At 70.2% G+C, this 21,675-nt stretch carries 18 protein-coding genes; 9 read left to right on the forward strand and 9 right to left on the reverse strand.

Annotated elements, in window-relative coordinates:
* Positions 1-272 precede the first annotated feature (272 nt).
* From ABZT02_RS25325 to ABZT02_RS25335, 3 genes are all read left to right on the forward strand, one after another.
* A complete protein-coding gene (locus ABZT02_RS25325; RefSeq protein WP_356020967.1) occupies positions 273-1,676 on the forward strand; it encodes a class II fumarate hydratase in 1,404 nt (467 codons plus the stop codon).
* Positions 1,677-1,748: 72 nt separating this feature from the next.
* Positions 1,749-2,441 carry a DUF402 domain-containing protein gene (locus ABZT02_RS25330; RefSeq protein ID WP_356020969.1) on the forward strand — a complete coding sequence of 231 codons (693 nt, stop codon included), beginning with the start codon at positions 1,749-1,751 and terminating at the stop codon, positions 2,439-2,441.
* A 295-nt stretch (positions 2,442-2,736) separates the two neighbouring features.
* Positions 2,737-4,869, forward strand: a complete 2,133-nt coding sequence (locus tag ABZT02_RS25335; protein ID WP_356020971.1) for a SpoIIE family protein phosphatase — start codon at positions 2,737-2,739, stop codon at positions 4,867-4,869.
* A 48-nt stretch (positions 4,870-4,917) separates the two neighbouring features.
* Here ABZT02_RS25335 and ABZT02_RS25340 read toward each other — a convergent pair whose 3' ends face one another.
* Positions 4,918-7,263 carry a transglycosylase domain-containing protein gene (locus ABZT02_RS25340; RefSeq protein WP_356020974.1) on the reverse strand — a complete coding sequence of 782 codons (2,346 nt, stop codon included), beginning with the start codon at positions 7,261-7,263 and terminating at the stop codon, positions 4,918-4,920.
* 236 nt (positions 7,264-7,499) lie between these two features.
* On the opposite strand from ABZT02_RS25340, the gene ABZT02_RS25345 reads away from it, so the two are divergent.
* From ABZT02_RS25345 to ABZT02_RS25365, 5 genes are all read left to right on the forward strand, one after another.
* A complete protein-coding gene (locus tag ABZT02_RS25345) occupies positions 7,500-8,426 on the forward strand; it encodes an SPFH domain-containing protein (protein ID WP_356020976.1) in 927 nt (308 codons plus the stop codon).
* A complete protein-coding gene (locus ABZT02_RS25350) occupies positions 8,423-8,668 on the forward strand; it encodes a hypothetical protein (RefSeq protein WP_356020978.1) in 246 nt (81 codons plus the stop codon). Before ABZT02_RS25345 ends, ABZT02_RS25350 begins: the two co-directional genes overlap by 4 nt.
* Positions 8,669-8,773: 105 nt before the next feature.
* Positions 8,774-9,298, forward strand: coding sequence for a PadR family transcriptional regulator (locus tag ABZT02_RS25355; protein WP_356020980.1), 525 nt, complete (start codon positions 8,774-8,776; stop codon positions 9,296-9,298).
* Entirely contained in the window at positions 9,295-9,981 is a 687-nt protein-coding gene (locus ABZT02_RS25360; RefSeq protein WP_356020983.1) for an ABC transporter ATP-binding protein, read from the forward strand. Before ABZT02_RS25355 ends, ABZT02_RS25360 begins: the two co-directional genes overlap by 4 nt.
* Complete coding sequence (locus tag ABZT02_RS25365) at positions 9,978-12,341, forward strand: FtsX-like permease family protein (protein ID WP_356020985.1); 2,364 nt, start codon at positions 9,978-9,980, stop codon at positions 12,339-12,341. Before ABZT02_RS25360 ends, ABZT02_RS25365 begins: the two co-directional genes overlap by 4 nt.
* A 39-nt stretch (positions 12,342-12,380) precedes the next feature.
* Here the strand turns inward: ABZT02_RS25365 and ABZT02_RS25370 are convergent, their stop codons facing one another.
* The 8 genes from ABZT02_RS25370 to ABZT02_RS25405 form a co-directional block, all read right to left on the reverse strand.
* Entirely contained in the window at positions 12,381-13,724 is a 1,344-nt protein-coding gene (locus tag ABZT02_RS25370; RefSeq protein WP_356020987.1) for an AI-2E family transporter, read from the reverse strand.
* 133 nt (positions 13,725-13,857) lie between these two features.
* The gene (locus ABZT02_RS25375; protein ID WP_356020990.1) at positions 13,858-14,523 is read right to left on the reverse strand and encodes a transglycosylase SLT domain-containing protein; all 666 of its coding nucleotides are present in this window, start codon (positions 14,521-14,523) and stop codon (positions 13,858-13,860) included.
* A 7-nt stretch (positions 14,524-14,530) separates the two neighbouring features.
* A complete protein-coding gene (locus tag ABZT02_RS25380) occupies positions 14,531-15,232 on the reverse strand; it encodes a transglycosylase SLT domain-containing protein (RefSeq protein WP_356020992.1) in 702 nt (233 codons plus the stop codon).
* Positions 15,233-15,614: 382 nt separating this feature from the next.
* Entirely contained in the window at positions 15,615-16,940 is a 1,326-nt protein-coding gene (locus tag ABZT02_RS25385) for a PhoH family protein (RefSeq protein WP_356020995.1), read from the reverse strand.
* 348 nt (positions 16,941-17,288) lie between these two features.
* Positions 17,289-18,062, reverse strand: coding sequence for an isoprenyl transferase (locus tag ABZT02_RS25390; protein ID WP_356020997.1), 774 nt, complete (start codon positions 18,060-18,062; stop codon positions 17,289-17,291).
* Positions 18,063-18,791: 729 nt separating this feature from the next.
* A complete protein-coding gene (locus ABZT02_RS25395; protein WP_356021000.1) occupies positions 18,792-19,580 on the reverse strand; it encodes a methyltransferase domain-containing protein in 789 nt (262 codons plus the stop codon).
* Between the two features lie 76 nt (positions 19,581-19,656).
* Complete coding sequence (locus tag ABZT02_RS25400; RefSeq protein WP_356021002.1) at positions 19,657-20,529, reverse strand: LLM class flavin-dependent oxidoreductase; 873 nt, start codon at positions 20,527-20,529, stop codon at positions 19,657-19,659.
* A 41-nt stretch (positions 20,530-20,570) separates the two neighbouring features.
* Complete coding sequence (locus ABZT02_RS25405) at positions 20,571-21,152, reverse strand: dihydrofolate reductase family protein (protein ID WP_356021004.1); 582 nt, start codon at positions 21,150-21,152, stop codon at positions 20,571-20,573.
* 99 nt (positions 21,153-21,251) lie between these two features.
* Between ABZT02_RS25405 and ABZT02_RS25410 the strand changes: the two genes are divergently transcribed.
* Positions 21,252-21,614: a DUF192 domain-containing protein gene (locus ABZT02_RS25410; RefSeq protein WP_356021007.1), complete on the forward strand. Its 363-nt coding sequence runs from the start codon at positions 21,252-21,254 to the stop codon at positions 21,612-21,614.
* Positions 21,615-21,675: the final 61 nt, after the last annotated feature.

The raw sequence follows: 21,675 nt of genomic DNA on the forward strand, positions 1-21,675 counted from the left end.
CCGAGATCGCAGGCGCGACGGCACCGATCACGACCGGCTCGGCGTACGTCGACGGTGCCGCGGTCGGCATCGGTCCGGTCATCGGGGGCACCTGCAGCGGAGCCCCGATGTCGTCGGCGCCTGTTCCTCAGCGGACGACGGTGGTCAGAACGGCTCGCTGACCTACCGTCGGTCACCGCCCCAGGAAGATCTGCAACGGTTTCCGGACCGGCGTACGCGGCAGGAATAGGTGCCACAGGGGCAGACGCTGACCAAGACGGAGGTGATCGGCAGTGGCCGACGAGCAGCAGGAACAGGCGTTTCGCATCGAGCACGACTCCATGGGCGAGGTCCGGGTCCCGGTGGACGCCAGGTGGCGGGCGCAGACCCAGCGGGCCGTGGAGAACTTCCCCATCTCCGGGCAGCGGATCGAGCGGGCGCACATCGAGGCGCTGGCCCGGATCAAGGGGGCGGCCGCGAAGGTGAACGCGCGGCTGAACGTCCTCGACAAGGACATCGCCGAGGCGATCCAGGAGGCCGCCGCCGAGGTGGCCCGCGGCGACTGGGACGCGCACTTCCCCATCGACGTCTTCCAGACCGGGTCCGGCACCTCGTCCAACATGAACACCAACGAGGTCATCGCGACCCTGGCGACCGAGCGGCTCGGCCGTGACGTGCACCCCAACGACCACGTCAACGCCTCCCAGTCGTCCAACGACGTCTTCCCCTCCTCCATCCACATCGCCGCCACCGCCGCCGTCACCCGGGACCTGGTCCCCGCGCTCCAGCACCTCGCCGACGCCCTCGCCCGCAAGTCCGAGGAGTTCGCCGACGTCGTGAAGTCCGGGCGGACCCATCTGATGGACGCCACCCCGGTGACGCTGGGTCAGGAGTTCGGCGGGTACGCGGCGCAGGTGCGGTACGGGATCGAACGCCTTGAGGCATCCCTGCCCCGGCTCGCCGAGCTGCCGCTGGGCGGCACCGCCGTCGGCACCGGCATCAACACCCCGCCCGGCTTCTCCGCCGCCGTCATCGAGGAGATCGCCCACACCACCGGGCTCCCGCTCACCGAGGCGCGGGACCACTTCGAGGCGCAGGGCGCCCGGGACGGGATCGTCGAGACCAGCGGGCAGCTCAGGACCATCGCGGTTGGACTGACGAAGATCGCCAACGATCTGCGGTGGATGTCCTCCGGGCCCAGGACGGGGCTGGCCGAGATCTCCCTGCCCGACCTCCAGCCCGGCTCGTCGATCATGCCGGGCAAGGTCAATCCGGTGATCCCGGAGGCGGTGCTGATGGTCGCCGCCCAGGTCATCGGGAACGACGCCACGGTCGCCACCGCCGGAGCAGCAGGCAACTTCGAGCTCAACGTCATGCTGCCGGTCATCGCGAAGAACGTCCTGGAGTCGGTCCGGCTGCTCGCCAACGTCTCCCGGTTGCTCGCCGACCGGACCGTCGACGGGATCGTCGCGCACCGCGAACGGGCCCGGGAGTACGCCGAGTCCTCGCCCTCCGTGGTCACCCCGCTCAACAAGTACATCGGGTACGAGGAGGCCGCGAAGGTCGCCAAGAAGGCCCTCGCGGAGCAGAAGACGATCCGCGAGGTCGTGGTGGAGAGCGGATACGTGGAGCGGGGCGATCTGACGGCCGAACAGCTCGACGAGGCGCTGGATGTCCTGCGGATGACACGGCCGTAACCTTTCCCGTCCCTGGCACGAACCGTGACGCGCACCGCAGCGTCGTATGCCTATGGCACCTAATATCTGTGCATGGCAGACGGTGGAGCGGTGAGAGCGGTGGAAGCGGGTACGTCGGCGCACTTCTGGGAGCCCGGGAGTCAGATCCTGTGGCGCTACCGGGAGAACGCGGGCGCGCACTTCCACATCGCCCGCCCCGTCACCGTCGTGCGCGACGACGAGGATCTGCTCGCCGTGTGGCTGGCACCGGGCACCGAGTGTGTGCGGCCGGTGCTGGCCGACGGCACGCCGGTGCACGCCGAGCCGCTGGAGACCCGTTACACCAAGCCGCGTTCGGTCCGGCGGGACCGCTGGTTCGGCACCGGGGTGCTGAAGCTGGCGCGACCGGGGCTGCCGTGGTCGGTGTGGCTGTTCTGGGAGCCGGGCTGGAAGTTCAAGAACTGGTACGTGAACCTCGAAGAGCCGCTGGCGCGTTGGGCCGGGGGTGTGGATTCGGAGGACCACTTCCTGGACATCACCGTCGATCCGGACCGCAGTTGGCAGTGGCGCGACGAGGACGAGTTCGCGCAGGCCCAGCGGGACGGGCTGATGGGCCCCGACCTGGCCGAACGGGTCAGATCGGCGGGGCGCTCCGCGGTGGAGGTGATCCGCGCCTGGGGCCCGCCGTTCTCGGACGGCTGGCCCGACTGGCGGCCCGATCCGTCCTGGACTGTCCCGCTCCTTCCGGAAGACTGGGACCGTACGCCCGCGCACTTGTCCTCATGAGACCCTTGATGCGCCCCCGGGCTGCAAACGTAGGATCGTCCTCCGCAAGAGCGCGCAGCGACAACTACCGGGGCGGGCGCTGGGCTTGACCGATCGTCACCGAGGGGCGGCAGGACGTGAGCGTGGGGTACGAGGGCAACACCGGTACGGGCCGCGGAAGGTTGACCAAAAACGCAGGAGCAGCCCCTGACCACGCGGGAATTCCGTTCCTGGGACACGCATTCCGGGTATCGGGATTTCGGCGGGACCAACTGCGCGTACGCCGTGCAGCCCCGGACGGACGGATTCGACACGCGTGACGGAGCACCCGACCTCCTTCGAACGCCCCCAGCCGGGCGTCGACCCCACGGACCCCCGCGGGGCGCTTCTGCGTTCCCCGGCGCCGCCGCCCGCGCAGGGCGTCGAGGCGCCGAGCGCTTTACCCGTCCAGGCGCGTTCCGGTGACCCCGCGCCGGAGGCGGCACCCGTCGTCCAGGCCGGCAGCGGCACGACGGGCAGGACCGGCAAGACCGGTAACAGCAAGGACATGGGCATGAACCCGGCCGGTACCGGCCCCGAGCACTCCCAGCCGGCCGCCGCGGAGCCGGACACGCACCGCCCGCGGCCCGTGCCCGAGGGGGTTCCGGTCCAGCCGGGCGGTGCGGACGAGCGGCCGTCCCTGAGCGGCGACGAACGCCGTACCGGCCAGGGACAGCCCCCGGGCCGACCCACGCCCATGCGGCGCGACGGCGACCGGCTGCGCTTCGTGGGCGCGGCGACCCGCCGGATCGCGCGCGGCATCGACCTGGACGAGATCGTGATGGGCCTGTGCCGGGCGACCGTGCCGACCTTCTCGGACGCGATCCTCGTCTATCTGCGCGACCCGCTGCCCGTCGGCGACGAGCGGCCCACCGGCCCCCTCGTGCTCAGGCTGCGGCGCAGCGACCGCATCCCGCAGCAGGAGCGGGACCTGGAGGACGGCATCCTGCCGGTGCCGGTGCCGGAGAACCCGACCGAGCTGGACGCGCTCGGCACCGAACTGTGCGAGGTGCAGCCCGGCAGCGCGCTCGCCGAGGTGCTGCGCGGGGTGCGCCCGGTCTTCACGGACACGCCCGCGGCCCACGCCGCGCTGCCGGAACTGCTCGGCGAGGGCTGCGAGTTCGCCGTACCGTCGGGCCGGCGCGCGATCCTCGCCCCGCTGCGCGGCCGGCGCCGGGTCATCGGCGCCGCCCTGTTCCTGCGCCGCCCCGACCGCATCCCCTTCGACCCGGACGACCTGCTCGTCGCCGCCCAGCTCGCCACGCACAGCGCGCTCGGCATCGACAAGGCGGTCCTGTACGGCCGTGAGGCGTACATCGCCGACGAGCTCCAGCGCACCATGCTGCCCGAGACGCTCCCGCGGCCGACCGGCGTACGGCTGGCCTCGCGCTATCTGCCGGCCGCCGAGACGGCCCGGGTGGGCGGTGACTGGTACGACGCGATCCCGCTGCCGGGCAGCCGGGTCGCACTGGTCGTGGGTGACGTGATGGGGCACTCCATGACGTCCGCGGCGATCATGGGCCAGCTGCGGACGACGGCCCAGACCCTGGCCGGGCTCGACCTGCCGCCGCAGGAGGTGCTGCACCACCTCGACGAGCAGGCCCAACGGCTCGGTACGGACCGTATGGCGACCTGCCTCTACGCGGTCTACGACCCGGTGTCGCACCGCATCACCATCGCCAACGCCGGTCATCCGCCGCCGGTGCTGCTGCACCTGGGCGGCCGGGCCGAGGTGCTCCGGGTGCCGCCGGGCGCGCCGATCGGTGTCGGGGGCGTGGACTTCGAGGCCGTGGAACTGGACGCGCCGGCCGGGGCGACACTGCTGCTGTACACCGACGGGCTCGTCGAGTCGCGGCTGCGGGACGTGTGGACCGGGATAGAGCAGCTGCGGGAGAAGCTCGCCGCCACCGCGCAGTTGACCGGGCCGGATCATCCGCCGCCGCTGGAGGCGCTCTGCGACGAGGTGCTGGACATGCTCGGGCCGGGCGACCGGGACGACGACATCGCGCTGCTGGCGGCCCGCTTCGACGGGATCGCGCCCAGTGACGTGGCGTACTGGTTCCTGGAGCCGGAGGACGCGGCACCTGGGCGTGCCCGGCGGCTCGCGCGGCGGGCGTTGTCCCGTTGGGGCATGGAGGATCTGACCGACTCCGTCGAGCTGTTGGTGAGCGAGGTCGTCACCAACGCGGTGCGGTACGCGACGCGGCCGGTGACGCTTCGGCTGCTGCGGACCGATGTGCTGCGCTGTGAGGTCGGGGACGACGTGCCGCAGTTGCCGCGCCTGAGGCAGGCCCGGGCCACCGACGAGGGTGGGCGCGGGCTCTACCTCGTCAACCGGCTGGCCCGGCGGTGGGGGGCCACTCGGTTGAGCACCGGCAAGGTGGTCTGGTTCGAGCTCAACAGGGGCTAGGAAACGAGAGAGGGCGCCCGGTGGTCACCGGGCGCCCTCTCTCGTTCGCTACTGGTCGTCGTTCGGGTCGAACGGGTTCAGCGGTGAGGTCGATGTCTCGGCCGGTGGAGTGCTCTGCTCACCGGTCGGCGCGCTCTGCGAGGGCGTTTCCGACGGGGTTTCCGACGGAGTCTCCGAGGGTGTCTCCGACGGGGTTTCCGACGGAGTCTCCGAGGGCGTCTCCGACGGCGTCTCGCTCGGCGTGTTCGACACGGTCGGTGTCCACGTCGGCTGGACCGCGGCGCCCTGGTCCGTTTCGAGGTCGAACTTGGTGTTCTTGCCCGCGACGCCGAAGGTGTACGCCGCCCAGATCTGCGCCGGGAAGCCACCGCCGTTGACGCGGTCGAGGCCGGCCGTGTTGTACAGCTTGCTCTGCCCGTGGGTCTTGTAGTCCTCACCGAACAGACCGACCGAGGTGACCAGGTCCGGGGTGTAGCCGGTGAACCAGGCCGACTTGTTGTCGTCGGAGGTACCCGTCTTGCCGGCGACCTTTCGGCCGTCACGGGCCGGGTTCTGCTGGACGGCCTTCTTGGCCGTACCATCGTCGACCACACCGGTCAGCACCGAGGTCACCGTGTCGGCGGCCTCCCGGCTGATGACCTGCTCGCCGATCGGGTCGGGCATCTGGAACTCGGTGCCCCCCTGCTCCGCCGTCTTGATGATGCTCGGCGTGACCTGCTTGCCGTGGTTGTCGAGGGTGGCGTACACACCGGCCATCTGGATCGGGCTCGCTCCCATCGTGCCCAGGGTGTAGGCGGGCAGCGGCCTCAGCTTGCCGGTGTCCATGCCGAGCTTGGTGGCCGTCGCCAGCACCTTGTCCATGCCGACGTCCACGCCCATCTGCGCGAAGACGGAGTTGATGGACTTGTCCATCGCCGTCTGCACGGTGACCTTGCCGTAGTTCGCGTCGTCCTCGTTCTCCGGACCGAAGCCGACCTTGTTGCCGTCGCTGTCCACGACCTGACGCTTGCTGGTGCCGTCGTAGATCGTGTCGGCGCCGATCGCCTTGCCGCTCTGCGTCTCGGAGTTGTTCTCCAGGGCGGCGGCGAGGATGACCGGCTTGAAGGTCGAGGCGGGCTGGTAGTCGGTGCGGTTGGCGTTGCTGATGTAGTGCTTGGTGTAGTCCGTGCCGCCGTACAGGGCGACGATCTTCCCCGTCTTGGGGTCGACGGAGGCGGCGCCGGCCTGGACGTTCTTGTCGACGGTCCGCTTCTTCGGGTCCAGCTGGCTGGTCAGCTGGGTCTTGACCGCCTTCTCCAGCTGGGCCTGCTTCTTCTTGTCGATGTTCAGGGTGATGGTCCACCCCGAGTTCTCGACCCGGGCCTCGGCCTCGTCCTGGGTGATGCCTTCCTTGGCCACCAGCTGCTTCTCCAGCTGCTGTTTGGCGAGCTTGATGAAGTAGCCCTTCTGCCCCTCCATCCCTGGGGCGGCCTTGGGCTCCTTCGGCACCGGGAACGTCATCTCCGCGCGCTTCGTCTTGTCCAGCCAGCCCTGCTGGACCATGTTGTCCAGGACGTAGTTCCAGCGGGCCGTCACCAGTTCCTTGCCGGTCTTGCTGGCGACCGCCCAGTCGTACTGGCTCGGGGCCTGGAGCAGCGCGGCGAGGTAGGCGCCCTGCTCGACGCTGAGCTTGCTGGCGTCGACGCGGTAGTAGTCCTGGGCGGCGGCCTGGATGCCGTAGGCGCCGCGGCCGTAGTAGCTGGTGTTGATGTAGCCGGCGAGGATGTCGTCCTTGGGCGTCTCGCGGTCCACCTTCAGCGAGATGACCAGTTCCTTCAGCTTGCGCGTGACCGTCTGGTCCTGGTCGAGGTAGTAGTTCTTGACGTACTGCTGGGTGATCGTGGAGCCACCCTGTTTGCCCTTGCCGGAGAGGGTGTTGATCAGCCCGCGGGCGATGCCCTTGAGGTCGACTCCCGCATCCGTGTAGAAGGTCTTGTTCTCCGCGGCCACGAAGGTGCGCTGGACCGGCTTGGGCACGTCGGAGAGGTCGACGATCTCGCGGTTGGTGTCGCCCTCACGGGCCATGACCGAGCCGTTGCTGTACTTGTAGATGTTGCTCTGTTCCTGCGCCTTCGCGTTGCCCTTGGGCACGTCGATCATCATGTACATCACGATGAAGGCGCCGATGCCGAGCAGGCAGAAGCCGAGGAAGGCGCCGAGGATCTTCTTCCAGGTGAAGAGCCGGCGTATGCCGCTCTTACCTTTCTTCGCGCTCTTCTTGCCCCGGGCCGCCTTGCGCGCCGCGGCCCTGCCGCCGGACGCGAGGCCCTCGCTCGGCGTCCCGGACGAGCGCGTGGGCGGCGCCGCGCGGCGGCCACCGCGCTGACGTGCTCTTCTCTCTTCCGCTCGTCCCATGGGTCGACTCGCTCCGCTTCCTCATCGGCGGCCACACAGGTTCGTGGCTCAGGTCAGCTCAGAAAGCTAACACCGGTCTGTATGACACCGGGCATTCGATCTGGCCCTGTGCGGGCGTGAGAATCAGCACCCGCCTCCTCGGAACCAGACCTCCGGGAGGGCTTCAAGGTTGCGGAGACGAGGTAAAGTGTTATCACTTTGCTAACTCCAAGTTAGCTCCGAGACGGGGGAACTTTATGTCCGCACAAGATTCCGAACCCATCGCCGACGCGTCCGACGTGCCCGACATGCCCGCCCCGCGCGTACGGGAGTTCGCCGCACACAGCATCGGCGGCGCGCTCGCGCTGCTGCTCGGCCTGGTCGGACTGCTGCTCGCCGTCTTCCTGTTCACCGCGAGCGGGGAGAGCCCCGGGTTCGCCGTCGGCGGGGTGCTCGTCCTGATCGTGGCGCTCATCTCGCTGCGCGGGCTGAACACCGTCGCGCCGGGCGAGGCCCGGGTCGTCCAGCTCTTCGGGCGCTACAAGGGCACGATCCGCCAGGACGGCCTGCGCTGGGTGAACCCCTTCACCTCCCGTACGAAGGTCTCCACCCGGGTCCGCAACCACGAGACCGCCGTCCTCAAGGTCAACGACGCCTACGGCAACCCGATCGAGCTGGCCGCGGTCGTGGTGTGGAAGGTCGAGGACACCGCACAGGCCACCTTCGAGGTGGACAACTTCGTGAAGTTCGTCGCCACCCAGACCGAGACGGCGGTACGGCACATCGCCATCGAGTACCCCTACGACGCCCACGAGGAGGACGGGCTCTCGCTGCGCGGCAACGCCGACGAAATCACCCAGAAGCTCGCCACCGAGCTGCACGCGCGCGTGGAGTCGGCCGGTGTGCAGATCATCGAGTCCCGCTTCACCCACCTCGCCTACGCACCGGAGATCGCCTCGGCGATGCTCCAGCGGCAGCAGGCCGGCGCGGTGGTCGCGGCCCGGCGGCAGATCGTGGAAGGCGCGGTCGGCATGGTCGAGGAGGCACTCGCCCGGATCACCGAGCGGGACATCGTGGAGCTGGACGAGGAGCGCAAGGCGGCGATGGTGTCCAACCTGATGGTGGTGCTGTGCGGCGACCGCGCCCCGCAGCCGGTCCTGAACACCGGGACGCTCTACCAGTGACGGCACCTTCCGAGGGGGGCTCCCCCGAGCGGCGGCCTCAGCAGCGCAAGCAGGTGCTGCTGAGGCTGGACCCGCTGGTGTACGAGGCGCTGGCGCGGTGGGCCGGGGACGAGCTGCGGTCGGCCAACGCGCAGATCGAGTTCCTGCTGCGCAGGGCCCTGAAGGAGGCCGGCCGGCTGCCCGGCGACACCGGCCCGCTGCCGCGCCGGGGGCGGCCGCCCAAGGACGCCCCGGACGCGTAGCAGAACCGTGACAATCGCCGCCCACCTGCGGCTGCGCACGCCCCGGATCCAGCTGCACACCCCGCGTATACACGAGGGGTATACACCGCATGTACAGTCCCTTCCATGTCCATCGGTCACACCCTCCTAGGGCTCCTTGAGTCCGGGCCCCGCCACGGTTACGACCTCAAGCGGGCCTTCGACGAGAAGTTCGGTCACGACCGGCCGCTGCACTACGGCCAGGTCTACTCGACGATGTCGCGGCTGCTGAAGCACGGGCTCGTCGAAGTCGACGGGATCGAGCCCGGCGGCGGCCCCGAGCGCAAGCGGTACGCCATCACGGACGCCGGGATCACCGACGTACAGCGGTGGCTCGCGACGCCCGAGAAGCCCGAGCCGTACCTCCAGTCCACGCTGTACACCAAGGTCGTCCTCGCGCTGCTCACGCACCGGGACGCCGGCGACATCCTCGACAACCAGCGCGCCGAGCATCTGCGGATGATGCGCATCCTCACGGACCGCAAGCGCAAGGGCGACCTCGCCGACCAGCTGATCTGCGACCACGCCCTGTTCCATCTGGAAGCCGACCTGCGCTGGCTGGAGCTGACCGCCGCGCGTCTCGACAAGCTCGCGGAGGTGGTGGTCAAGTGACCCCGGCCGGTTCCCTGCTCATCGCCGACGAGCTGCGCAAGACCTACGGTCCGACCGTCGCGCTCGACGGCGCCCAGTTCTCCATCCACCCCGGCGAGGTCGTCGCCGTCATGGGCCCCTCCGGCTCCGGCAAGTCGACCCTGCTGCACTGTCTCGCCGGGATCGTCACGCCCGACTCGGGCTCGATCACGTACAACGGCCGGGAGATGGCCACGATGAACGACGCCGAGCGCAGTGCTCTCAGGCGCTCCGAGTTCGGGTTCGTCTTCCAGTTCGGGCAGCTCGTCCCCGAGCTGACCTGCGTCGAGAACGTGGCCCTTCCGCTGCGGCTGAACGGCACCTCCCGCAAGGAGGCCGAGAAGGCCGCCCTCGGCTGGATGGAGCGCCTGGAGGTCGACGACCTCAGGAAGAAGCGGCCCAGTGAGGTCTCCGGCGGCCAGGGACAGCGGGTGGCCGTGGCCCGGTCCCTGGTGACCAACCCGCGCGTGCTGTTCGCCGATGAGCCGACCGGCGCCCTCGACTCCCTCAACGGCGAGCGGGTCATGGAACTGCTCACCGAGGCCGCCCGGTCCACCAACGCGGCCGTCGTCCTCGTCACGCACGAGGCACGGGTGGCCGCCTACTCCGACCGCGAGATCGTCGTACGGGACGGGAAGTCCCGGGACATGGAGCGGGTCGTATGAGTCTCAAGCAGTGGTGGCGAGATCTCGCCATGGGGGTGCGGTTCGCCTTCGCGGGCGGGCGCGAAGGGTGGGTCCGGGCCCTGCTGACCGCGGTCGGCGTCGGCCTCGGAGTGACGTTGCTGCTGCTGACCACCGCGCTGCCGAACGCGCTGGCGGTCCGGCACGAGCGGGGTGACGCCCGCGCGGACATCAACTACGGGCAAGACATGAAGAAGGCCGACAACACCCTGCTGTCGGGGAACGCGTCGACCACCTTCCGGGACACCGAGATCCGCGGCCGGGACCTGGAGCCCGAGGGGCCGAAGGCGCCCCTGCCGCCCGGGGTCGCGAAGTTCCCCGCGGTCGGCGAGATGGTCGTCTCCCCCGCGCTGAAGCAACTGCTGGAATCCGAGGACGGCAAGCTGCTGCGGGAGCGGCTGCCGAACCGGATCGCCGGGACGATCGCCGAGAGCGGGCTGGTCGGCTCCCACGAACTCGCCTTCTACCGCGGGGCCGAGGGGCTCGCCGCCCAGGACATCAACGGCGCCGGGATCAGCCGGATCGACAAGTACGGGAACCCGAACCCGACCCAGTCGGACTCCGACCCGGTGCTGGTGCTGCTGGTCCTGGTCGTCTTCGTGGTGCTGCTGATGCCGGTCGCCGTGTTCATCACCGCGGCCGTCCGCTTCGGCGGCGAGCGACGCGACCGGCGGCTCGCGGCCCTGCGTCTGGTGGGTGCCGACGGCCGCTCGACCCGGCGGATCGCCGCCGGCGAGGCGCTGGCGGGCTCGGTGCTCGGGCTGGCCCTCGGCACCGTGTTCTTCCTGATCGGCCGTGAAGTGGCGGGCTCCATCGAGGTGTTCGGGCAGAGCGTGTTCCCGAGCTATCTCAACCCCTCCGCGCTGCTGGCCCTGTTGGTCGCGGTCGCGGTGCCGGCGGCGGCCGTGCTGGTGACGCTGCTCGCCCTGCGGGGCGTGGTGATCGAGCCGCTCGGCGTGGTGCGTACGGCGAAGCCCGCGCGCCGCAGGCTGTGGTGGCGGCTGCTGCTGCCGGTGGCCGGGCTCGGGATGCTGTACCCGATGGTCGGACAGGGCCGGGACGGCGGCGACTTCAACCAGTACCTCGTCAGCGGCGGTGTCATCCTGCTGCTGGTCGGTGTGACCGCGCTGCTGCCGTGGATCGTCGAGGCGGTCGTGGCCCGGCTGGGCCCGGGCACGGTGTCCTGGCAACTGGCCGTGCGCAGGTTGCAGTTGAGCAGCGGCACGGCGGCCCGGATGGTCAACGGCATCGCGGTGGCGGTGGCCGGGGCGATCGCGCTGCAGATGCTGTTCGCGGGCACCTCGAGCGACTACACGAAGGACACCGGCTACGACATCTCGCGGGCGCAGATGCAGGTGACCGTCCCGAAGGGGAAGGCGCTCGCGGCGACCGCGAAGGAACTGGCCGCGACCAAGGGCGTCCGGCAGGTGTACGCGTTCGACGAGGGCTTCGTCAACGACGGCTCGGGCGAAGACGCGAGCTGGGCCCGGGTGACCGTCGCCGACTGCACGTCCCTGCGTGAGGTGGCCAAGCTGCCCTCCTGCCGCGACGGTGACGTCTTCTTCTCGCATGTCGCGCCTGCGACGGGCGAGGACGACACCGCCAGGCAGACCACCGACGACGAGTCGAACGTGACGGCCCGGCCCGGCGAGAAGCTCTACTTCGACACCTCCGAGGCCGCGGAGAAGCAGACCTCGGTCGCCTGGACGGTCCCGAAGGCCGTCAAGCAGGCGGAGTCCATCGCCGACCCGACGGGCTACCGGCGCGGCGGAATCCTGATCACCCCGGGCGCCTTCCCGGCACAGGCCGCGGCGGGGGTGCGCGGAGAGATCTATGTGCGGGTGGACGACTCGCTCCCGGACGCGCGCGATCACGTCCGCAACACGGCCGCCCGGATCAACCCGTACGAGGAGCCCATGACCTGGGTGTCCACCGAGAGCAACGACCGCTACGAGACCATCCGCACCGGCCTGTTCGTGGGCGCCGTCTGCGTGCTGGCCCTGATCGGGGCGAGCCTGCTGGTCTCCCAGCTGGAGCAGCTGCGCGAGCGCAGGAAGCTGCTGTCGGCGCTGGTCGCCTTCGGTACCCGGCGGCGCACCCTGAGCCTGTCGGTGCTGTGGCAGACGGCGATCCCGATCGTGCTCGGTCTGCTGCTGGCCATGGTGGTGGGGCTGACGCTGGGCGTGGTCCTGCTGCGGATGACGGGCACCAGGGTGCGCGTGGACTGGCCGAGCGTGCTGTCGATGACCGGCGTGGGGGCGGCGGTGGTCCTCGTGGTGACGCTGCTGAGCCTGCCGCCGCTGCTGCGGCTGATGCGGCCGGACGGGCTGCGGACGGAGTAGCCGCCCGCAGCCGGGCGTCCGCTCAGAGGCTGTACTCCTTCAATTGACCGAATCCGAGGCAGGTTTTTCTGGGTCCGGGGGCGGTTCCGCCGGGCCCTCCTCGGTCGTCACGGTCTCGTCCTCGGGCTCGGGTGGCGCCGACTGATCCTCGGCGTACGCCTTGAGGTAGCTCACCACCGTGTTGGTCACCGCCACCAGCGGTACGGCCACCACCGCGCCGCCGATGCCCGCCACCATGCCGCCCGTGGCGACCGTGAGGACGACCGCGAGCGGGTGGACGCGCACCGCGCGGCCGAGGATGAACGGCTGGAGGATGTGACCCTCGATCTGCTGGACGGCGAGGACCACCGCGAGGGTCATCACCGCGGTGAACACGCCCTGCGTGACCAGTGCGACGAGCACCGCGAGCGCGCCGGAGGCGACCGCGCCCACCAGCGGGATGAACGAGAACAGGAAGATGAAGACGGCCAGCGGGACGGCCATGGGGACGTCGAGGAAGTAGATGCCGATGCCGATGAAGACGGCGTCGATGAGGGCCACCAGGACCGTGCCGCGGACGTAGGCGGTCAGGGTGCGCCAGGCGCGCGGTCCCGCGCCGGCCACGGCGGGACGAGCGGCGGCGGGGACCAGCTTCAGCGTCCACTCCCAGATGCGCCGGCCGTCGTAGAGCAGGAAGAGGGTGGAGAAGAAGGTCAGCAGGATGCCGGTGAGGGCCTCCACGACGACCTGGACGCCCTCCAGGCCCGCCGAGGTGATCTGGTCGGTGTTGGCACCGACCGCTTCCCGGAGGTTCTTGGCGATCTGGTTGATCTGCTTGTCGGTGACGTGGAAGGGGCTCTTCAGCAGCCAGTTGCGCAGATCGTCGATGCCGCTCTGGATCTGGTCGGAGAGGTCGTCGATGTTCTCCATGACCTGCCAGGTCACGAACCAGCCCATCAGCCCGATGATGACGAAGCCGAGGATCGCGGTGAGAGCCGTGGCGGGGCCGCGCGGGACACCGTGCCGCATGAGGCGGGCCACCGTCGGCTGGAGCAGCGCGGTGATGAGCAGGGCGACGACGAAGGCGAAGACGACGAGCTGTACGGAGCTGATGACCCGCATCAGCACCCAGACGGTGCCCGCGAGGATCAGGAGCCGCCAGCCGGCCTCGGCGGCGACCCGTACGCCCCACGGCACGGCCTGCGCCGGGTCGGGGCGGGGGACCAGCACGACGGGGGGACGGGAGGCGGATTTCGCCTGCTTCTTCTGCTTGCGTTCAGGCTGCTCGGCCGCGTCGGCCTCGGCCTCCTCGCGGGCCACCTCCGCGCGGCGCTCGTCCAACCGATCTCCCACATCGGTCAGCCGGGCACCGAGCCGACCGATCCACCCTGGCACTCGCGACATGATCCGTCCTCTTCCCCCGGTCTCTCCTCACCACTCCCCCCGGAGTCGTCCGGTCCGACCGTACATGGCGAAAGCCCCTCCCCCTAGGACGGGGAGGGGCTGCGCGGGGTTGAGCGGCCGGGGCGGTCCGTGCTCAGTAGTTGCCGTGGGCCTGCCAGTACGCCCAGGCGTCACAGGGACTGCCGTACCGGACATTCATGTAGTTCAGACCCCATGTGATCTGGGTCGCCGGATTGGTCCGCCAGTCGGCGCCGACCGACGACATCTTGGAACCCGGCAGCGCCTGGACGAGGCCGTAGGCGCCGGAGGAGGGATTGACGGCCAGGTAGTTCCAGGTGGACTCGTGGTTCACGATGTTGCTGAAGCACTGGAACTGCCCGCCGGGCACGATCTGGCGCGCGATCGCCTGGACCTGCGCGGCCGTGTAGGAGCTCTGCACCGGGAAGTCGCCGGAGGCGGCCTTGGCCTGCTGCTCCTGCTTCGCCTTCGCCGCGGCGGCCTTCCGCTTGGCCAGCGCGGCCTCGGCTGCCTGCTTGCGGGCCGCTTCCTCCGCCGACTTCCTGGCGACGGCGTCCGCGGCGACGGCCTGCGTGTCGGCCTGCCGGGTCAGCGCGGTCGTCTGCACCTGGGCCTGTTCGCCCACGGGTACGTCCGCGAGGAGCGTCGCGTCACCGACCGGGGCCTGGGCGTCATCGGCGGACGGTGCGGTGTTCGCCTGGGCGACACCCATGACGGCACCGACCGTGGTGACCGCCGTGGCCGAGACCACGGCGAACCCACGCGCGGGATTCCGGCTCATCCCCGGACTAGTACCAGTGGTTGGCCTGCCAGAACGACCAGGCCTCGCAGGGGCTGCCGTACCGGCTGTCCATGTAGTTGAGGCCCCACTTGATCTGGGTGGCCGGGTTGGTCTGCCAGTCGGCACCGACCGACGACATCTTGGAGCCCGGCAGGGCCTGGAAGAGACCGTAGGCACCGGAGGAGGCGTTGACGGCCCGGTAGTTCCAGCTGGACTCGTGGTCCACGATGTTGCTGAAGCACTGGAACTGCCCGCTCGGCACCATCGAGGAAGCCATCGCCTGGATCTGCGCGACGGTGTACGAGCTCTGCACCGGGAAGCTGGAGGAGCTCCGGCTGGCCTTCTCCTTGGCCTCGGCGCGCTCCTTGGCTTCCTTGGCCGCCTGCTCGGCGGCCTCCTTCTTCTCGATCGCGGACTTGGCGGCGGCCTTGCGGGCCGACTCCTCCGCGATCTTCTTGGCGCTCGCGTCCGCGGCGATGGCCTGAGTGTCGGCCTGCTGCGTGAGGGACGCGGTCTGCACCTGAGCCAGCTCACCCGCGGGGATGTCCGCCAGGAGCGTCGTGTCGGCTGCCGTCGCCTCGGCGTCGTTCGGCTGCGCGACACTGCCGGAGGCAACTCCGACAACGCTTCCGACAGCGGTGACCGCGGTGGCTGAGGCCACTGCGAATCCCCGGACCGAAATCGGGCTCACACGGTTTCCTTCCAGCATCGCCCGCTTCGGTGACCCTGGCGGACGCAATCGTGCCCCTAGACACTGGCCTCCCAACTAACGGGGTCACGGGAGGCACGGGCCCGGTGGGCAACTCCCTTGCGAGGAGCGCCGCGTGGTGCGCGGGCGGCATACGGCTGACGTTATGGAGTTGGTGTGGTGCCGTACCGCTGGGGGTACAGGTGTGCCGCATGCGGGGCCTGACAGAACCGAGACTCTGCCGTAACCGGACGCCGGGTGGCAATTCTGAGTTGCGTGTGAAAGCTCACATCCCGTTTGACCCCAGGGATTTCGAGAAAGCTCGACACGCGAAGGCGCCGCCCGGCTAGGCTCTTGGCCTTTCCGGACGGCGCCAACCGGTCCCGGGTTTCCCGGGGTTGTATCAGATCTGGCCGTCTTCGAGCATTTCGGTCACAAGGGCCGCGATCTGGGACCTCTCGGACCTCGTCAGCGTGACGTGGGCGAAGAGGGGGTGCCCCTTCAGCTTCTCCACCACGGCGACCACACCGTCGTAGCGCCCCACCCGCAGATTGTCCCGCTGGGCCACGTCATGGGTCAGAACGACCCGTGAATTCGCGCCGATTCGGGACAGAACGGTGAGAAGCACATTCCGTTCCAGGGACTGCGCCTCGTCCACGATCACGAACGCGTCGTGGAGCGAGCGGCCGCGGATGTGAGTGAGCGGCAGGACCTCGAGCATCCCGCGCGCGGTGACCTCCTCGATGACTTCACGGCTGGCGACCGCGGACAGGGTGTCGAAGACCGCCTGCGCCCAGGGGCTCATCTTCTCGGACTCGGAGCCCGGCAGATAGCCGAGCTCCTGCCCGCCGACCGCGTACAGCGGCCGGAAGACCATCACCTTCTGGTGCTGGCGGCGCTCCAGGACCGCCTCCAGGCCCGCGCAGAGCGCGAGCGCCGACTTGCCGGTGCCGGCTCGGCCGCCCATCGACACGATCCCGATGTCCGGGTCGAGCAGGATGTCCAGCGCGATGCGCTGCTCCGCGCTGCGGCCCTTGATGCCGAACGCCTCCCGGTCACCGCGCACCAGGCGGACGTTGCCCTCGGGCGAGACCCTGCCGAGCGCCTTGCCGCGCTCGGAATGGATGGTCAGCCCCGTGTGCACGGGCAGTTCGGAGGCCTCCGGGACGTGGACGTGGCCTTCCTCGAAGAGGATGTCCACCTGTTCGCCCGGCAGGGTCAGTTCGGACATTCCGGTCCAGCCGGAGGAGCCCGTGATGGCGAGCTCGGCCCGGTACTCCTCGGCGAGGAGTCCGACCGAGGACGCCTTGATCCTGAGCGGGAGGTCCTTCGAGACGACGGTGACGTCGAACCCCTCGGCCTGCAGATTGCGGGCGACCGCGAGGATGCGGGAGTCGTTGTCCCCCAGGCGGTAGCCGCTGGGCAGCACGCTGGGGTCCGAGTGGTTGAGCTCGACACGGACGGTCCCGCCCAGCTCCCCGATCGGGATGGGGGCGTCGAGGCGGCCGAACCTCACGCGGAACTCGTCGAGCAGCCGGAGGGCCTGCCGGGCGAAATAGCCGAGTTCGGGATGGTGCCTCTTGGCCTCCAGCTCCGTGACCACGACGATGGGGAGCACTACCTCGTGCTCGTCGAAGCGGCTCAGGGCGTTCGGGTCGGCCAGCAGGACGCTGGTGTCGAGAACATAGGTGCGCCGGTCAGGCATACGGCGCTTTGTGCTGGTCACCACGGAAGGACGTACCCCCTCGGATGAGGTCGGGGAGCGACGGAGTGGAGCTGGACCGGTCGACGGCCCGTTTGCACGGGCCGGGAACCGGCCCTCCACTGCTTCTTCCGTGCTGTTACCGCACGGTCGAGCTGGTGCAAAGGGCCTCCCGGGCGGACGGCCCCGTGCCGCCCGCTGAGAACCGACACCCGTGGTTCGGGCATCGACCTGACTGGCTTATGCCCTCGAACATGCGGTGCCATGCCAGCACATGTGACGGCGCGCTGGTGAACTCCTTGTTACTTCCGCCCCAAACGGGGTATACGAGCGCTCTCTGTGGAGCGGTGGAGCGCTCTCTGTGGGCCGTCTGTGTCAGCCGCCGTAGCGGCGGTGGCGGGCCGCGTAGTCGCGCAGGGCGCGCAGGAAGTCGACCTTGCGGAAGGCCGGCCAGAAGACCTCGCAGAAGTAGTACTCCGAGTGGGCCGTCTGCCACAGCATGAATCCGGACAGCCGCTGCTCGCCGCTGGTACGGATCACGAGGTCGGGGTCGGGCTGGTCGCCGGTGTACAGATGGCGGCCGATCATGTCGATGTCGACGGCCTCGGCGAGCTCCTCCATCGAGGTGCCCTTGTCGTGCGCGTCCAGCAGCATCGACCGAACGGCGTCGGCGATCTCCTGGCGGCCGCCGTAGCCGATGGCGACGTTGACGAGTATTCCGTCGACGTGGGCGGTGGCCTCCTCCGCCTCCTTCAGCGCCGTCTGCATCGGGGAGGGCAGCAGGTCGGGGGTGCCGACGTGGTGGACGCGCCAGCGGCCGTCGGCGGCGAGGGTGCGGACGACGTCCTCGATGATGCCGAGGAGGGGGCCGAGCTCCTCCGGCGGGCGGTTGAAGTTGTCCGTCGACAGCAGCCAGAGGGTGACGACCTCGACGTCCGTCTCGGTGCACCAGCCGAGGAACTCCTCGATCTTCTCCGCACCGGCGCGGTGACCGTCGACAGGGGTGGAACCGGCGGCCTTCGCCCAGCGCCGGCTGCCGTCCACGATGACACCGATGTGCTTGGGCACCTGGGCGTGGTCCAGGTGGCCTTCCACCCGGCGTGCGTAGACCTTGACCAGCAGGCCGCGCAGCTTGTCGCGCAGGTTCACGTGAAAGTCAGCCCCTTTGAGATGGCGGTCCCCGCGGCTAGAGCGTACCGGTGGTTCCGGGCACCAACTGCGCGGGGCCTTCTGGTGCATGGGCGCCCGCGGCTCGTCGGGGGCCGGTCGCGCCCGTGCGGCGGAGCGCCTGCCGATACGGGCCCCGCGCCCTGACGGGTACCCCGGCCGCCGCTGTCATGCGCGGCTCGTGCGCATGACATGCGCGTGGCGTGCGCGTGGGTGTGGGCACAAAAAACGGGCCGGTCCGTGGGGGGGAGACGGACCGGCCCGAGGGGGGGTTCCCACCATAACCCTTCGTGAGGGCTGGTGCGTGCATCGGCGTGCCACAACTACTCTCCGGAGTCGGGCGGCGACGGCGTGGTGGTCGGCCGAAGCCCTGTTCATGGGGGTTTCATGGCCGAATCGCGGCGGAATCATGGGGGCGTGGAGCGTCGCCCGCGTGGGTGAATCCGGGTCGGAACGTTTCTTTGACGCCGGGAAGTGGGCGCGGCACCGCGCAGCCCCCTCCTCTGCGCGGTGCCACCGCGCAGCTTTGCTGACGCGAATTGCCTCGCTTTGAATTTACGTCAGCCGAGGCCGGGATGCGAGCTGCCTGGGATAACGATGTGGAAACCCCGTGAAGACCATGGATATGCGGGGTGGATCGACCGACGGTGCGCCCATTGTCCGGTTTGCGATTATCTGCAGCCCGCCCGCGGCCCTCCGCGGGCGGGGACGTCAGGCGAGCGGCTTGCGGGCCTCGAGGAGATGGCGGCTGCTGTGGGCGACGAAGGGGCCCTCGGCCTCGATCCGCTCGTGCAGGGACCGCAGTCGGGGTTCGTACTCCTCCACGGTGAAACCGGGGACCATCCACACCACCTTGCGCAGGAAGTGCACGACGGCGGCGATGTCGTGGAACTCGATCCGCAGCCGCTCGGCGCGCAGGTCGACGATCTCCAGTCCGGCGGCCTCCGCGGCCGCGCGTTCCCGGTCGGGATGACGGTCCGCGCTCTGTGCCGCGGGCTGCGGGCCGAGGAAGTGCTCGACGAGTTCGAAGACGCTGCGCGGGCCGACGTGCTGGCCGAAGTACGTGCCGCCGGGCTGCAGCACACGCGTGATCTCCCGCCACTGGGGGTTGACCGGGTGCCGGCTGCTGACCAGGTCGAAAGTGTCGTCGGCGAAGGGCAGCGGCGCGTCCTCCGCCGCGGCGACGACCACGATGCCGCGCGGGCGCAGCAGGGCGGTGGCCTTGGCGACGTTCGGCGGCCAGCCCTCGGTGGCCGCGGCGAGCACGGGCGTCTTGACCCCCTGCCCGAGGGCGAAGTCCACGACCTCGCCGCCGCCGGTCTGGATGTCGAGCGAGGCGGCGGCTCCGGCCAGCCGTCCGGCCAGTGAGCGCGCGTAACCCCACGAGGGCCGTGCCTCGGTGGCCCGCCCCTCGAACCAGGAGAAGTCCCAGCCCGCGGTGGGCACGGCGGCGCCCTCGGCGACCAGGTCCTCGAATGTGCGGGTGTGTCGGGAGGTCATGGAGTTGATCGTGACAGGGGGACGGGGGTGAGCGCCCCTCAATTTCGGGGCCGTCCGCCTTCACACCGGTCGCCCGTCACGGCACCAGCGGCCGGACTTCCCGCGCGGTGAAGCGTACGAAGCCCTCCGGGTCGGGTTCGTCGGCCGTCGGCTGGAGGACGACCGTGTCGGCGCCGGCGTCGGCGAGCCGCTGGACGGCCTTGGCGACGGCGTCCGCGTCCCCGGCGACACCGAGGCCGGGGACGTCGGCGAGGCCCTCGGCGGTGAGTTCGGCGCGCAGCCGGGCGCTCGCGTCGGGTCCGGTGGCGGTGAGGAGGTAGACGACGACCCGGTGCGGATCCGTACGGCCCGCCTTCTGCCGTCCCTCGTCGATGAGCCGCCGGGCCCGGCGGACCCCCTCGGGCGGGGTTGCGGCGGTGAGCATCGTGCCGTCGGCGGCCTCGCCGGCGAGGCGGAGGGTGCGCGGGCCGGTGGCCCCGGTGAGCACCTCGACCGGGCCGTCGGGCGGCCAGTCGAGGGCGACGCCGTCGAGTGAGACGTACCGCCCCCGCGTGGTGACGCGCTCCCCTGCCAACAGGGCCCGCAGCGCGACGAGATACTCGCGCAACAGGGTGAGCGGCGACTCCGCCCGCGCCCCCACCTGCCCCATCCAGTCCTGCACACCGTGGCCGACGCCGAGGACCGCACGTCCCGGGAACATCCGGTGCAGGGTGGCCGCCTCCATCGCGGTGACGGCGACGTTCCGCAGGGGGACGGGGAGCAGGCCGACGCCGATCCGCACCCGCTCGGTCCACGCGAGGGCGGCAGCGGCGGCGGAGATCCCGCCCTCCAGGAAGCAGTCCTCCCACAGCCAGAGCTCTGCGAGCCCCGTCTCGTCGGCGAGCCGGGCGAGGGCCCGCAACCGCTCGGGAGGGAGTTGGGGACGGAACACAGCGCCGAGTCCGGTCATGCCGCCCTTCCTACCCACGGGGGAGACACGGAACAACCCTTTTACGGGGTCGTACGGTTCTCCGGCTCCGGTTCGTATCGCAGCAGTACGACGCCGTTGCCGAAGGTGTGCGACTCGACGAGCCGGAGCGAGGTCAGCGTGTCGGTGTACGGGAAGAGGGGTTTGCCCCGGCCGATGAGAACGGGGTGTACGTAGATCCGCAGCTCGTCGACGAGGCCGTACCGCAGGAAGGTCTCCCCCAAGCCGGCCCCGCCCAGCGCGAGATCACCGCCCGGCCGCTCCTTCAGCGCGCGGACCTCTTCGGGTACGACCTCACGGACGAGGGTGGAGTTCCAGTCGACGTGCGTGAGGGTCCGGGAGTAGACAACCTTGGGGAGGTTCCGCCAGATCGGGGCGAACTCCCTGACGGAGGCGGGGGCGTCGGGGTCGGCGTCGGCGGTGGGCCAGTAGTCGGCCATGAGCTCGTAGACGACCCGGCCGTGGAGCAGCCCGCCCATGGACCCGACCGTGGCGTTCATGTGCGTGTGCAGTTCCTCGTCGACCCTGTGCCAGCTGATGTCGCGGTCGGGGCCCTCGATATAGCCGTCGAGGGACATGGACATCATCAGGACGATTTTCCGCATCGGACACCTGACCTGGGCAGTGGAGAGAGGATCGACACCCACGGTACCGGCGGCGTCGGGGACGGCGTGGGAACGCCATGACGGAAAGGTGGCTCGGGGATGGGGCGTTGGCAGGACGGTCGGGGAGAGCTGGTCGTGCACGGCGAGCGGGGGGAGCTCGCCGTACCGCTGGAGATCGCCTCCTCCTACCGCGCCCGGACGAAGGGACTGCTGGGCCGGGACTCCGTCGACGGGGCCCTGCTCCTCTCCCCCGCGGGCAGTGTGCACACCTTCCGCATGCGCTTCCCCATCGACGTCGCCTACCTCGACCGCGGGCTCCGCGTCATCGCCGTACGCACGATGAAGCCGGGACGACTGGGGCTGCCGCGGGTGCGGTCCCGGCATGTGCTGGAGGCGGGGGCGGGGGTGATGGAGGGGTGGGGGGTTCGGGTGGGGGTGCGGGTGCGGGTTGTTTTGGGGTGAGGGTGCGGGGAGCGGGCACGTGTCGTGCCGAAGAGGAGTTGCCTGCCGTCCGCCTCGACGG

Origin of the sequence: Streptomyces sp. NPDC005402 (assembly GCF_040606575.1) — a bacterium.
In the GTDB taxonomy this organism is placed as follows: Bacteria; Actinomycetota; Actinomycetes; order Streptomycetales; family Streptomycetaceae; genus Streptomyces.

Excerpts from the sequence above, each read along its gene's own strand:
- ABZT02_RS25345 (WP_356020976.1), top strand. The coding sequence starts at position 7,500 with ATGTCCGCACAAGATTCCGAACCCATCGCCGACGCGTCCGACGTGCCC.
- ABZT02_RS25355 (WP_356020980.1), top strand. The coding sequence starts at position 8,774 with ATGTCCATCGGTCACACCCTCCTAGGGCTCCTTGAGTCCGGGCCCCGC.
- ABZT02_RS25365 (WP_356020985.1), top strand. The coding sequence starts at position 9,978 with ATGAGTCTCAAGCAGTGGTGGCGAGATCTCGCCATGGGGGTGCGGTTC.
- ABZT02_RS25340 (WP_356020974.1), bottom strand. The coding sequence starts at position 7,263 with ATGGGACGAGCGGAAGAGAGAAGAGCACGTCAGCGCGGTGGCCGCCGC.
- ABZT02_RS25395 (WP_356021000.1), bottom strand. The coding sequence starts at position 19,580 with ATGACCTCCCGACACACCCGCACATTCGAGGACCTGGTCGCCGAGGGC.
- ABZT02_RS25405 (WP_356021004.1), bottom strand. The coding sequence starts at position 21,152 with ATGCGGAAAATCGTCCTGATGATGTCCATGTCCCTCGACGGCTATATC.
- ABZT02_RS25400 (WP_356021002.1), bottom strand. The coding sequence starts at position 20,529 with ATGACCGGACTCGGCGCTGTGTTCCGTCCCCAACTCCCTCCCGAGCGG.
- ABZT02_RS25380 (WP_356020992.1), bottom strand. The coding sequence starts at position 15,232 with ATGCTGGAAGGAAACCGTGTGAGCCCGATTTCGGTCCGGGGATTCGCA.
- ABZT02_RS25330 (WP_356020969.1), top strand. The coding sequence starts at position 1,749 with ATGGCAGACGGTGGAGCGGTGAGAGCGGTGGAAGCGGGTACGTCGGCG.
- ABZT02_RS25370 (WP_356020987.1), bottom strand. The coding sequence starts at position 13,724 with ATGTCGCGAGTGCCAGGGTGGATCGGTCGGCTCGGTGCCCGGCTGACC.
- ABZT02_RS25410 (WP_356021007.1), top strand. The coding sequence starts at position 21,252 with ATGGGGCGTTGGCAGGACGGTCGGGGAGAGCTGGTCGTGCACGGCGAG.
- ABZT02_RS25375 (WP_356020990.1), bottom strand. The coding sequence starts at position 14,523 with ATGAGCCGGAATCCCGCGCGTGGGTTCGCCGTGGTCTCGGCCACGGCG.